At 74.0% G+C, this 12,416-nt stretch carries 10 protein-coding genes; 4 read left to right on the forward strand and 6 right to left on the reverse strand.

Annotated features, from left to right (window positions below):
• Window positions 1-192: 192 nt before the first annotated feature.
• Together ABZ951_RS01905 and ABZ951_RS01910 are read right to left on the reverse strand one after the other, a co-directional pair.
• Window positions 193-1,602 carry an NADP-dependent succinic semialdehyde dehydrogenase gene (locus ABZ951_RS01905; RefSeq protein WP_344087454.1) on the reverse strand — a complete coding sequence of 470 codons (1,410 nt, stop codon included), beginning with the start codon at window positions 1,600-1,602 and terminating at the stop codon, window positions 193-195.
• Between the two features lie 159 nt (window positions 1,603-1,761).
• Window positions 1,762-3,084 carry an MFS transporter gene (locus ABZ951_RS01910; RefSeq protein ID WP_344087457.1) on the reverse strand — a complete coding sequence of 441 codons (1,323 nt, stop codon included), beginning with the start codon at window positions 3,082-3,084 and terminating at the stop codon, window positions 1,762-1,764.
• A 628-nt stretch (window positions 3,085-3,712) separates the two neighbouring features.
• Here ABZ951_RS01910 and ABZ951_RS01915 point away from each other — a divergent pair.
• Together ABZ951_RS01915 and ABZ951_RS01920 are read left to right on the forward strand one after the other, a co-directional pair.
• Window positions 3,713-4,066, forward strand: a complete 354-nt coding sequence (locus ABZ951_RS01915) for a hypothetical protein (protein WP_344087460.1) — start codon at window positions 3,713-3,715, stop codon at window positions 4,064-4,066.
• Between the two features lie 286 nt (window positions 4,067-4,352).
• A complete protein-coding gene (locus ABZ951_RS01920) occupies window positions 4,353-5,030 on the forward strand; it encodes a DedA family protein (protein WP_344087462.1) in 678 nt (225 codons plus the stop codon).
• Between the two features lie 21 nt (window positions 5,031-5,051).
• Here ABZ951_RS01920 and ABZ951_RS01925 read toward each other — a convergent pair whose 3' ends face one another.
• Genes ABZ951_RS01925 through ABZ951_RS01935 form a run of 3 tightly spaced genes read right to left on the reverse strand, consistent with a single transcriptional unit; the run spans window position 5,052 to window position 8,061 of the window.
• Window positions 5,052-5,888 carry an ABC transporter ATP-binding protein gene (locus tag ABZ951_RS01925; RefSeq protein ID WP_344087465.1) on the reverse strand — a complete coding sequence of 279 codons (837 nt, stop codon included), beginning with the start codon at window positions 5,886-5,888 and terminating at the stop codon, window positions 5,052-5,054.
• Complete coding sequence (locus tag ABZ951_RS01930) at window positions 5,885-6,994, reverse strand: iron chelate uptake ABC transporter family permease subunit (protein WP_344087468.1); 1,110 nt, start codon at window positions 6,992-6,994, stop codon at window positions 5,885-5,887. The genes ABZ951_RS01925 and ABZ951_RS01930 overlap by 4 nt, the downstream gene beginning before the upstream one ends.
• Window positions 6,991-8,061, reverse strand: a complete 1,071-nt coding sequence (locus ABZ951_RS01935; RefSeq protein WP_344087471.1) for an iron chelate uptake ABC transporter family permease subunit — start codon at window positions 8,059-8,061, stop codon at window positions 6,991-6,993. Before ABZ951_RS01935 ends, ABZ951_RS01930 begins: the two co-directional genes overlap by 4 nt.
• 294 nt (window positions 8,062-8,355) lie before the next feature.
• Between ABZ951_RS01935 and ABZ951_RS01940 the strand changes: the two genes are divergently transcribed.
• Entirely contained in the window at window positions 8,356-10,053 is a 1,698-nt protein-coding gene (locus tag ABZ951_RS01940; RefSeq protein ID WP_361278518.1) for an ABC transporter ATP-binding protein, read from the forward strand.
• A gap of 62 nt (window positions 10,054-10,115) precedes the next feature.
• The gene (locus ABZ951_RS01945) at window positions 10,116-11,909 is read left to right on the forward strand and encodes an ABC transporter ATP-binding protein (RefSeq protein WP_344087661.1); all 1,794 of its coding nucleotides are present in this window, start codon (window positions 10,116-10,118) and stop codon (window positions 11,907-11,909) included.
• Between the two features lie 57 nt (window positions 11,910-11,966).
• Here ABZ951_RS01945 and ABZ951_RS01950 read toward each other — a convergent pair whose 3' ends face one another.
• On the reverse strand, window positions 11,967-12,335 hold the full coding sequence (locus ABZ951_RS01950) for a DUF488 family protein (protein ID WP_344087477.1): 369 nt from the start codon (window positions 12,333-12,335) through the stop codon (window positions 11,967-11,969).
• Between the last annotated feature and the right edge of the window lie 81 nt (window positions 12,336-12,416).

Below are 12,416 nucleotides of genomic sequence, written 5' to 3' on the forward strand. Positions count from 1 at the left end.
ATGACCTCTCGCGAGCCCGCTCCCGACTGCCGCGCGGACTGCAGCTGCGGCCCGGGCTGCAGCTGCGGGTGCCAGTCCGGCGGCCCGTGCCAGTGCGGCGGGTGACCGCCGGCCGGCCGTAGCCACCACGCGACGAGCGCCCGCCCGGGGCCGGCCCCGGGCGGGCGCGGACACGTGCCCGCCCGGCGGGTGTTACGCGCCGTCCTCCGGCTCCGCCCCGTGCCACACCGTGGTGACGTTGCAGAACTCGCGGATGCCGTGGCCGGAGAGCTCCCGGCCGTAGCCCGAGCGCTTGACCCCGCCGAAGGGCAGCGCGGGGTGGGAGGCGGTCATGCCGTTGAAGAAGACGCCGCCCGCCTCGATGTCCCGCACGAACCGCTCCTGCTCCGCCGCGTCCCGGGTCCATACGTTCGAACTGAGACCGAACGGCGTGTCGTTGGCGAGCGCCACGGCCTCGTCCAGGCTGTCCGCCCGGTACAGCGTGGCCACCGGGCCGAACGCCTCCTCGTGGTGGATGCGCATGTCGGGGGTGATGCCGGCGAGGACCGTCGGCGTGTAGAACCAGCCCCGCGGCAGGTCGGCCGGCCGCTGTCCGCCGCACAGGGCCGTCGCCCCGCGCCGCACGGCGTCGTCGACGAGCTCCTCCAGGTCGGCGCGGCCCTGTTCACTGGCCAGCGGGCCGACGTCGGTGGTGTCGGCCATCGGGTCGCCGACGGTCAGCGCGGCCATCCCGGCCGTGAAACGCTCGGCGAACGCGTCGTAGACGTCGGTGTGCACGATGAACCGCTTGGCGGCGATGCAGGACTGGCCGTTGTTCTGCACCCGCGCGGTCACCGCGGTCCGCGCGGCCCGGTCGATGTCGGCGGAGGGCATCACGACGTAGGGGTCGCTGCCGCCCAGCTCCAGGACCGTCTTCTTGATCTCCTCACCGGCGACGGCGGCGACCGAGCGGCCCGCGGGCTCACTGCCGGTGAGCGTGGCGGCGGCGACCCGGGGGTCACGGAGGATCGCCTCGACGGCGCCCGAGCCCACGAGCAGGGTCTGGAAGCACCCGTCGGGGTAGCCCGCGCGGCGGAAGAGGTCCTCCAGGTACAGGGCGGTCTGCGGCACGTTCGAGGCGTGCTTGAGCAGCCCCGTGTTGCCGGCCATGAGGGCGGGGGCGGCGAAGCGGACGACCTGCCAGAGCGGGAAGTTCCACGGCATCACGGCCAGGACCACGCCCAGGGGGCGGTAGTGGACGCGGGCGCGGGAGGCTCCGGAGTCCTTCACCTCCGTCTCGGAGGGGTGCTCGTCGGCGAGCAGGATCTCGGCGTGCCCGGCGTACCAGCGCATCGCCTTCACGCACTTGGCCGCCTCGGCGCGGGCGGCGGCGAGCGGCTTGCCCATCTCGGTGGTCATGGTGCGGGCGACGGCGTCCTCGTCCTGCTCCAGGAGGTCCGCGGCGCGGGCCATCAGCCGGGCCCGTTCGGGGAGGTCGGTGGTGCGGTAGGTGCGGAACGCCGCGGTCGCGGTGGCGAGGCGCCGCTCGATCCCCTCGGCTCCCAGCTCGTCGAACGTCCTGAGCGTCTCGCCGTTCGCGGGGTTCACCGTTGCGATGGGCACGGGTGTCCTCCTCCTGCTCGATGCCTCGACCTTGCAGCGCTCCGCCCGGCCGCGCAAGGCGTGCCGCGCGCGGCCGTGGCGTCAGGGCCTCTGCCCCGTCCGGCCCCTTCCACGCCGGCACCGCCGCGGCGGTGCCGGGCTGCTCAGCCGAACAGGTGGTCAGCGGGGCGGGCGGTCCGTCGCGTCGTCGGGGGCGTGGGCCTGTCCGGGCAGCCGGGCCGGGCCCGGGGCGGGCGCTCCCGCCGGGGCGGGCCGGGCGGGCAGCGCCCGGGCCCGGTAGAGCAGGGCCACGGCGAGCGACGAGCCCAGGCCGAAGAGCAGGCAGCACAGCCAGGGCAGCCAGGTGCGGCCGGTCCGGGCGCCGATGTCCATGGCCCAGCCGACGAGGGCGTTGCCGGCCACCGCCGTGGTGCCGGTGAGCATGTAGAACAGCCCGAAGTAGGTGCCCGCGAGCCGCTCGCGGCCGAACCCCGGGATGAGCTCCATGGCGGAGGGGTAGGCGACCATGCCGCCGAGGTAGAGCAGCAGCGCGCCGGTGACCATGACGATGAGCCGGGAGACCGCCTCGGCCCCGCCGGCCGGCGGGGCCGCCCCGCAGACGAGCAGGGGCGGCACGAAGCCGAGCCCTATCACCGCGATCCCGGTCCCCAGCCACCGGGCGCTGCCGCCGCGTCGGCCCAGGCCCTGGGTGATGCGCAGCTGGAACAGCAGGTGGACGACCGCCCCGGACGCCAGCAGCAGGCCCGCGCCCGCCTCGCGGCCGGCGGCCCTGCGGGCTCCCTCGGGGAGCAGGACGAAGAGCTGGTTCTCCATGACGACCATGCCGGTGGTGGCGAGGGAGAACCACAGGAACCGCCGGTTCGCCAGGACCTCGCGCCAGTCCCCCAGGACGGTTTCGCGGGCGACCGCCACCTCCCGCGCCGGGAGCGCGTACGCCTGGGCGACCGTCAGGAGGGCGAAGACGCAGGTCACCGCGAGGGCCCAGACCTGGTAGTCGCCCAGGCACACCAGGCCGCCCAGTATCAGGCCGATCAGCCATCCGCTGGTCGCGAACACGTTGAGCAGGGCGAACGCCTCCGCCCGGCGCTCGCCCGTCTCCTGGGTGACGTAGGCGCGCACGGCGGGGTAGAAGAGCGCTCCCGCCAGGCTGCTGAACACGGAGGCCGCCAGCAGCAGGGGCAGGGAGTGCCCGAGGGAGAAGAGCGCGAACCCCACGGTCCGCAGCGCGCAGCCGGTGAGGATCACCCGCCGGGGGCCCAGCCGGTCGGCCATGGTGCCGCCGAGGACGAACAGGCCCTGCTGGCTGAGGTTCCGGATGCCGAGCACCAGCCCGACCAGGGCCGCCGACATTCCCAGATTATGTTCCAGATATGTCGCCAGAAAGGGAATCAGAACACAGTAGCCAATATCGATTCCAAACTGATTGATGAATAGCAACCGCAATGCGAGAGGAAACTCGCGGACCGCCCGAAGAACGCTCATGAATGCCCCTGTATTCGGCTGCCCGAGCGGGGAGAACCATGGCGGGCCGACCGGCGCCGGTCGGCCGACGCGCCGGCGATGCCCGTCGCGAGGGTGACCTGCGGGGCAATAACCATGAACTTTTGCCTGATCACGAGGCCGGGTCAGTGCCGCACACGCCTCGTCAGCTCACCGTCCCGCACCTCGGAACGACGGGATCCGCCGGTGGGAGCGAGCCGTTGATCATATGCTTTTGTGGCCCATTTTCCCGACCCCCGGACTGCGTTCGGCAGGATACTCGGCAGACACTTTAGCAAAGCATTCTCCTTGTTGATAGGTCGGGGAAGGTTGAACATTTCCCTTGCCGGGGCTTCCCGGAGGCCAGGAAATTACACCCCGGTTCTTCCTTCGAGGAGGGGAACCCGCGTACCCACGAACGAGCCTCCGACCGCCGCTCCGCGCGCCCCCCGGGGGCGCTGCCGGTGCGAGCGCGGGAGGCGGCGCGGTCAACGCCCGCCCGCCCGGCGTTCCCCCGGACCGGTGAATCAACGGGGTGGAACCATAAGCTGAATCCATTCTTCACATCACCGACGAGACGAACATCCCGAAAGCTCCGCACACGGCGGAGGGTCTTCGCGACGATGGCCGCATGAACGACCAGAACTTCTTGGAGCGCACCAAGCAGTTCGCGCGCTGCATGGCCGAGCTCCACACGACCCTCGACCCGGAGTCGTACGCCCTCCTGCTCCGCATCCTCAAGGGCCTCAACGAAGCGATCGTGCACCGCGGGTCCGGTGTCGACCTCCCCTTCAGCCCGCGGGAGAAGGAACTGTTCACCCCGGAGTTCGGCCAGGTGCTCACGAAGCTCGCCGGCTTCCTCGGCCCGCACGGCATGCGCCTCGTCGTCGGCACCGGCCCGGACGCGGACGCCGAGCGCGACCGGTCCGAGCGCGACCGGTCCGAGGTCGACGGGATCGCCCGGGCGAGTGGCCTGCGGCCTTAGCCTTTCCGGCAAATCTGGTGGGTGCACCACCGCTGCGCGGCGGTGTCCTCAATCGCCGGACGGGCTGGTTGGGGCTGAGCTCAGCCCCAACCAGCCCGTCTGGGGGCACCTCCCAGCGTTAGCTGGGGGAGCTTGAGGACGCGCCCGCAGGGCGCTCGCCGCCGCAGGCGGCAACGACAGACTCGCCGTAGGCGGCAACGCGGCGCGGCGCTCGGCGCACTCGCCAGGGCCCCGGGGGAGGATGACGGCCCATGCCCCGCCCTCGATCACGGGAGATCTCGCGCACGTGCTCGCACAGCCCACCGCCGCCCTGGCGGTCAATGTCCTCGACGCCTCCTCGCTGCTGGCGGCCTTCGGCGCGCTCGGCATCGCCGTGGTGCTGTTCGCCGAGACCGGCCTGTTGATCGGCTTCTTCCTGCCCGGCGACTCCCTGCTGTTCACCGCGGGCCTGCTGTCGCGGTCGGGCGCGCACTCCGGGCCGCACCTGGATCTGACGCAGGTGCTGGCCGCCGCCGTCACCGGGGCGCTGGTGGGCGCGCAGTGCGGGTACGTGCTCGGCCGCCGGGGCGGCCGGGCGCTGCTGACCCGGTCCCGCAACAAGCGCCTGCACGAAGGGGCGGCCCGGGCCGAGGAGTTGCTCGACCGGTACGGCCACGCCCGGGCGATCGTGCTGGCGCGCTTCGTGCCGGTGGTCCGCACGGTCCTCAATCCGCTCGCCGGCGCCCTGGGGGTGCCGCCGCGCACCTTCGCCGTGTGGCAGACGACCGGCGGTCTGGTGTGGACGGCGGGGCTGATCCTCGCCGGGTACGCGCTGGGCTCGGTGGTCCCGGACGTGGACCGCTACCTCCTGCCGATCGTCGGGCTCATCGTGGTGCTGTCCCTGCTGCCCCTGGCGCTGGAACTGCTGCGCAGCCGGCGGGCGGCGGCCGCCGGGGCCACGAGCCCGCGGGCGGACACGGACTGACGCCCGGCCGGCGCCGGCCCGTCAGGAGGCGGCGGCCCCGGCCCGGGTGCCCGCGCGGCGGACGGTGGGCACCACCAGCGGGCTGCCGCTCTCCGGGTCGTCGATGATGCGGCAGGGCAGGCCGAAGACGTCCTCGACCAGTTCGGCGGTCATCACCACCGCCGGGTCGCCTTCGGCGGCGATCTCGCCGCCCGCTCTCATCACCACCAGGTGGGTGGCGTAGCGGCACGCCTGGTTGAGGTCGTGCAGGACCGCGACGACCGTGCTCCCCCGGTGCTCGTGCAGATCGGCGCAGAGGTCCAGCACGTCGAACTGGTGGGCGATGTCGAGGTAGGTGGTGGGCTCGTCCAGCAGCAGGATCGAGGTCTGCTGGGCCAGGACCATGGCGAGCCGGACGCGCTGCCGCTGGCCGCCGGAGAGGTCCTCGACGGGCCGGTCGGCCAGTTCGAGGACGCCGGTGAGCGTCATCGACTCCGTCACGGCGTCCTCGTCCTCGGCGGACCACTGCCGCAGGAACCGCTGGTGCGGGTAGCGCCCCCGGGCGACCAGGTCCCCCACCGTGATCCCGTCGGGGGCCGTCGAGGACTGCGGGAGCAGGCCCAGCCTGCGGGCCACCTCGCGCGAGCGGTAGGAGGAGAGGGCGGCGCCGTCGAGGAGGACCTCGCCGGCGCGGGGCCTGAGCATTCTCGCCAGGGCCTTGAGGAGGGTCGACTTGCCGCAGGCGTTCGGGCCGACGATCACCGTGAACGAGCGGTCGGGGATGGCGACGTCGAGGCCGGTGGCCACGGTCCGCCGGTCGTAGGAGAGCGTCAGGCCCTCGGCCCGCAGCCGGGTTTCCAGGTGGTGCTTCTGTGTCATGCGCGGCTCTTTCGCGACTCCGTGACCAGCAGCCAGATGAGGTAGAGCCCGCCGATGGTGCCGGTCGCGGTGCCGACGGGCAGGAGGGCCGGTGAGAAGATGCGCTGCACCGCGAAGTCGCTCACGGCCAGCAGGGCGGCGCCCATGAGGGCGGCGGTGACCAGGCCGGGGCCGGCGGAGCGGGTCAGCCGCCGCGAGAGCTGCGGCGCCGCCAGCGCGATGAACCAGATGGGGCCGGTGGCGGCGGTGGCGACCGCGGCCAGGCCGACGCTCACCACCAGCAGGACCAGCCGGCTGCGCCCGGCGTCGACGCCTAGGGCCCGGGCGGTGTCGTCGCCCATCTCCAGCATCGACAGCCTGCGGGCGAAGCGGACGGCGACCGGGAGCAGGATCGCGAGCGCGATGCCGACGGTGGTCGCCTGGTCCCAGGTGCGGCTGTTGAGGCTGCCGACGAGCCAGGTCTGGGCGGCCAGGGCGTCCTGCAGGCTCGCCCGGGTGATCAGGTAGGAGTTGGCGGCCAGCAGGATGGCGCTGACGCCGATGCCCATGACGACGAGCCGGAACCCCTGCGGGCCGCGGGTGAACGCGAGCAGGTAGACCACCAGGGCGGTGGCCAGGCCCCCGATCAGCGCCCCGAGCGCGATCTGGGTCATGCTGCCGTGCAGCACGATGATGACGACGAGCGCTCCGGTGGCCGAGCCGTTGGTGAAGCCGATGATGTCGGGGCTGCCGAGGGCGTTGCGCGTGAGGCTCTGCAGGACCGCACCGCTGACCGCGAGGGACGCGCCGACGAACAGCGCGGTCAGCAGCCGGGGCAGGCGCAGGGTGTTGACGATGAAGTCGGCGCTGCCCGAGCCCTGTCCGATCAGTGCCTCGAAGGCTTCCCCCACCGACAGCTGGAAGTCGCCGGTGGTGAGCGTGAGGCCGGTGATGAGGACCAGGGCGAGCACCAGGGCCAGGGACACGGCGACGGGGCGGACCTCGATCCGCAGGGACAGCCGCCCGCCCCGGGCGCGCAGGACCAGGCCGCCGACCACCGGGGCCCGGTGCACTCCGGCGGTGCGGGGGGCCGCGGTCCGCGGGGGCGCGTCCTGGAGGGGGCTCACAGCATGACCAGCTTTCGGCGGCGGCACAGCATCAGGAACAGGGGTCCGCCGAGGAAGGCGGTGACGATGCCGACCTGGATCTCGCCGGGGGATCCGAGCACCCGGCCCAGGACGTCCGCGCCGATCAGCAGGATCGGCGCGAGCAGGGTGGAGTACGCCATCACCCACCGCTGGTCGGGGCCGACCACGAACCGCGCGATGTGCGGCACGGCGAGGCCGATGAAGCCGATGGGGCCGGCGGCGGCGGTGGCGGCGCCGCACAGCAGCATCACGGCGACGGTGCCGAGGATCCGGGTGCGGCCGATCCGGACGCCGAGGGCCCGCCCGACCTGGTCGCCCATGGCCAGCGCGTTCAGCGACCGGGACAGGGCCAGGGCGATCCCCGCGCCCACCGCGACGAACGGCAGGATCACGTAGACCACGTCGTACTTCCGGCCCGCGAGCGAGCCGACCGTCCAGAACCGGAACTCGTCGAACGCCCGCGGATCGAGCAGCAGGACCGCCGAGTTGAACGCGTAGAGCACCGCCGTCAGGGCCGCTCCGGCGATGATCAGCCGGTCCGGGGTGGCGAGTCTGCGCCCTGCGGAGCCGAGGAGGTAGACGGCGACGGAGGCGAGCGCGGCGCCGAGGAAGGCGAACCACACGTAGCCCAGGGCCGTGCCCACGCCGCAGAAGGCGATGGCGACGACGACGCCGGTGGAGGCGCCCAGGCTCACGCCCAGCAGGCCGGGGTCGGCGAGCGGGTTGCGGGTCAGCGCCTGCATCAGCGCCCCGGACAGGCCGAGGGCCGTGCCCACGAGGAGGCCGAGCAGGGTGCGGGGGATGCGGTAGTCGTGGATGATGACGGCGGCGTCCGAGCCGTCGTGGTGCCACAGCAGGCTCCACGTCGCGGTGAAGGGGATGTCCCGGGTGCCCACCCACACACTGGCCAGGGCGAGGACGGTCAGCGCGGCGATCGCGGCGAGCAGACCCAGGCCGCGCCACGCGGCCGGTGAGGAGCGGCGCACCGGCGGGGCCGCTGAGCCGCCGACGGGGGCCTCGGGTTTCCCTGGGGCCTCGACTGACAACAGGGACCTCCCCTTGGCGGCGCGTCGCCCCCTCACACGAGGGCAGTGACTTAGGTGAGGCTAACCGAACATGTCAGGCCAGGTCAACGCTCCCCGGGCCCGGTGCGCGCACGCCCCCGACGCACCTTCGCACGCCCCCTCGGAGGGTGACGCTCATTCATCAGGGGTGGGCAGCAAGCGTGTTGGCCCCCCGCTGTCACACCGGGGGCGAAAGGAGTCGGCACGGACCAGCGCGACCCGAGTGATAGTTAGAGTAGCCTTACCTAACTTATTGCTGTTCGATGGAGGTACCGCATGCTCGAGGGAGGACCGACGGGGGGCGATGTCCTCCGGAGGGCGATCGGGGGCCAGCGTCGCCATGTGGCCGGGGCATCGCTGCTCGGCACGGCGCACCAGGGGTGCGAGGCGATGGTTCCCGTCGTCATAGGCATAGTGATCGACCGGGCGGTGGCCACCGGCGACTCCGGGGCCCTCGTGCGCTGGCTGGTGGTGCTCGCCGGGCTCTTCCTCGTCCTGTCCACGTGCTACCGCGTCGGGGCGCGGATGGGCGAGCGGGCCGGTGAGCAGGCCGCGCACCGGCTGCGGCTGGAGCTCGGCACCCGGGTGCTCGACCCCCGCGGCGGCGCGGACGCCGACCGGCTCCCCGGCGTCCTGGCCACCATCGCGACGAGCGACGCCAAGCGCGTCGGCGGCGTCGCGACCGTGCTGCCCTACGGCGTGGCGGCGCTCGCCGGCCTGGCCGTCAGCGCCGTGGTCCTGCTGCGGATGTCCGTGCCGCTCGGGCTGCTCGTCCTGCTCGGCATCCCTCCCCTCCTCTGGCTCGGACACCGCATCAGCCGGCCGCTGGAGCGGCGCAGCGGGGTCGAGCAGGAGCACGCCGCGCAGGCGTCCGGCATCGCCACCGACCTGGTCGCGGGCCTGCGTGTGCTCAAGGGGTTCGGCGCGGAGTCGGCGGCGGTGGCGCGGTACCGGCGCACCAGCCAGGACTCCCTGGGGGCGGCGCTGCGCGCCGCCGGGAGCCGGGCGTGGCACGACGGCGCCATCCTCGCCCTGACCGGCATCTTCATCGCCCTCATCGGGCTGGTCGGCGCGCACCTGGCGATGAACGGTGACATCAGCGTCGGCGAGCTGGTGGCGGCCGTGGGCCTCGCGCAGTTCCTGCTGGGCCCGTTCCAGCTGCTCACCTACGTCAACGGCGAGTTCGCCCAGGGCCGGGCGTCGGCGGAGCGGATCGCCTCGGTGCTCGCCGCCCCCGCCGCCGTGCCGACGGGAACGGCCGCGCCGGCCGCCCCGGTCGCCGGGGCGCTGCGGCTGCGCGGCGTGCGGCACGGCGCGCTGCGCGGGCTCGACCTCGACATCGCGTCCGGGAGCCTCGTCGGCGTCGTCGCCAGGGACCAGGCGGCCGCGGCCGACCTGCTGGTCTGTCTGGCGCGCGAAGCCGCGCCCGAGGAGGGCTCGATCGAGCTCGACGGCGTGGACCTGGCCGAGCTCGACCCCGCGGCCGTCCGCGGTGCGATCCTCGTCGCCCATCACGACGCGGACCTCTTCGAGGGCAGTGTGCTCGACAACGTCCTGGCCGGCCGGGACGGTGACGCGGCCGGAGCCGGCCCGGCGCTGGAGGCCGCGGCCGCCGACGACGTCGCCCGCACCCTCCCCGAGGGGCTGGAGACCGTCCTCAGTGAGCGCGGCCGGTCGCTGTCCGGCGGCCAGCGCCAGCGGGTCGCGCTCGCCCGCGCCCTCGCCGCCGACGCGCCGGTCCTGGTCGTCCACGACCCGACCACGGCGGTGGACACGGTCACCGAGTCCAAGATCGCCTCCCGGCTGCGGGACGTCCGCGCCGGCCGCACCACGATCCTCGTCACCACCAGCCCCGCGCTGCTGGCCGTCACCGACCGCGTGGTGGTGCTGGACGGCGGCACCGTGACCGCCGAGGGCCGGCACCCCGACCTCGCCGCCGCCCACGCGGCGTACCGCTCGGTGGTGCTCACGTGACCACCACCGACGGGACACCGAACGCCATGACCGACGAGGCACGCAACGAGAGGGGGCCGGCGATGAGCGCGGCCGGCACAGCGGAACGTGAGCTCCTGCCGACGGCCACCGGCGCCCAGACCCTCGCCGTCCTCGGTCCCCTGCTGCGGCGCCACCGGGCCCTGGCCGTGGCGGCCGTGACGGTGCTGCTGGTGGGCACGGGCATCGGCCTGCTGACCGCGCCGCTGCTCGGCCACATCGTCGACCAGGTGGTCGAGCGGCGGGGCGCGGACGCGCTGACGGTGCCGATGGTCCTGCTGGTGGCGGTCGCCGTGGGGCGGGGCGCCGCCACCGCGGTCGGCAGCTCCCTCGTCGCCCGGCTCGGCGAGACGGTCCTGGCGAGCCTGCGCGAGCAGTTCATCGAGCGGGCGCTGCGCCTGCCCCTCGAACGCGTCGAGCAGGCCGGCTCCGGCGACCTGACGTCCCGGGTCACCGGCGACGTGGCGCTGATAGCGAAGACGGTGCGCCAGGCGCTGCCGGAGTTCAGCCGTTCCGCGTTCACGATCGTGCTGACGCTGGTCGGGCTGGCCGTCCTGGACTGGCGGTTCGCGCTCGTCGTCCTGGTGGCCGCGCCCGTGCACTACTTCACCGTGCGCTGGTACATGAGCCGCGCCATCCCCGTCTACGCCGCGCACCGCGTGGCGACGGGGGCGCTGCAGCACCAGCTGCTGGACAGCGTCGGCGGGGTGCGGACCGTGCGCGCCTTCCGGCTGGGCGAGCGGCACGTGGAGCTGGTCGGGCGGCGGTCGCAGTCGGCCGTCGACCTGGCGCTGCGCGGCAACCGGCTGGTGACGGGCTTCTTCTCCCGGCTGAACGTCGCCGAGTTCCTGGGGCTGGGCTCGGTCCTGGTCACCGGCTTCTTCCTGGTCGACAACGGCTCGGTGAGCATCGGCACGGCGACCGCCGCGGCCCTGTACTTCCACAGTCTGTTCAACCCGCTCAACGCCGCGCTCGTCCTGATCGACGACGCGCAGTCCGCCGGGGCCAGCCTGGCCCGCCTCGTCGGGGTGTCCAGCCTGCCCGGCGAGCAGGAGCCGGCCCGGCCCGGCGTGCCCGCCGACGGCTCGGTCACGGTGGCCTCGCTCGGCCACGCCTACGTGCCCGGCCGCCCCGTGCTGCGGGAGGTGGACCTGGAGGTCCGCAGCGGGGAGCGGGTGGCGCTGGTCGGTGCCAGCGGCGCGGGCAAGACGACCCTGGCCAAGCTGATCGCCGGCATCCACCGGCCGTCCGGCGGGTCGGTCGCGCTCGGCGGCGTCGACACCGGGGCACTGGGCCCGGCCGGCATCCGCCGGACGGTGACGCTGATCAGCCAGGAGGTCCACGTGTTCGCCGGGCCGCTGGCCGACGACCTGCGCCTGGCCCGGCCGGAGGCCACCGACGAGGAGCTGCGGGCGGCGCTGGAGAAGGTGGACGCCCTGCCCTGGGTGGACGAACTGCCCGACGGGCTCGCCACGGTGGTGGGCGAGGGCGGCCACCGGCTGACGGTGACCCAGGCCCAGCACCTGGCCCTGGCCCGCCTCGTCCTCGCCGACCCGCCGGTGGCCATCCTGGACGAGGCCACCGCCGACGCCGGCAGCGCCGGCGCCCGCACCCTGGAGAGTGCCGCGGCCCGGGCCCTGGAGGGCCGGACGGGCCTGGTGGTGGCCCACCGGCTGACCCAGGCCGCCACCGCGGACCGGATCGTCGTCCTGGACGGCGGCCGGGTCGTCGAGACCGGCACCCACGACGACCTGGTGGCCGCCGGCGGGCGCTACGCCACGCTGTGGGCCGCGTGGTCCGACAGCCGCCGGGAGTCGGAGGAGCCCGTGCCGGGCTGACGACGCTCCCCCCCTCCCCCATGACGAAAGGCCCCCGCAGTTGGCGGGGGCCTTTCGTCATGCCCGCAGCGTCCGCAGGTGCTCGACGAGGACGGGGACGTGGCTGTGTTCGACGTCCTTCACGGAGGTGACCAGGGTGACGGTGGAGGTGCGGGCGAGGTCGCGCAGATGCCGGGCCGCGGCCGCCGGCCCGGGTCCGGCGAGCTCGGCGCGGTACCGCTCGGCGAACTCCTCGTGGTCCCCGGTGCGGTGGTAGCGGGAACGCAGCTCACCGGACGGGGTGACGTCCTTCAGCCACTCGTCCACCGCCGCGCGCTCCTTGGACAGGCCGCGCGGCCACAGCCGGTCCACCAGGACCCGAACGCCGTCGGCGGGGTCCGCCGCGTCGTAGACGCGGCGGACGCGGAACGGGGGCGCGGGGCTCACGGGGTCCTCCTCCTGCCGGGGCCGCTCCGGACCGCTCCAGTTCACACCCCCGCGGGCCCTTCCGCCACCGAGCGCGGGAAG

This window comes from Streptomyces sp. NPDC046215 (assembly GCF_040646215.1).
GTDB lineage: Bacteria > Actinomycetota > Actinomycetes > Streptomycetales > Streptomycetaceae > Streptomyces > Streptomyces stramineus.

What these genes read in the sequence shown, in the direction of transcription:
- ABZ951_RS01910 (WP_344087457.1), bottom strand. Translation starts at nt 3,084, where the DNA reads ATGAGCGTTCTTCGGGCGGTCCGCGAGTTTCCTCTCGCATTGCGGTTG.
- ABZ951_RS01915 (WP_344087460.1), top strand. Translation starts at nt 3,713, where the DNA reads ATGAACGACCAGAACTTCTTGGAGCGCACCAAGCAGTTCGCGCGCTGC.
- ABZ951_RS01925 (WP_344087465.1), bottom strand. Translation starts at nt 5,888, where the DNA reads ATGACACAGAAGCACCACCTGGAAACCCGGCTGCGGGCCGAGGGCCTG.
- ABZ951_RS01940 (WP_361278518.1), top strand. Translation starts at nt 8,356, where the DNA reads ATGCTCGAGGGAGGACCGACGGGGGGCGATGTCCTCCGGAGGGCGATC.
- ABZ951_RS01945 (WP_344087661.1), top strand. Translation starts at nt 10,116, where the DNA reads ATGAGCGCGGCCGGCACAGCGGAACGTGAGCTCCTGCCGACGGCCACC.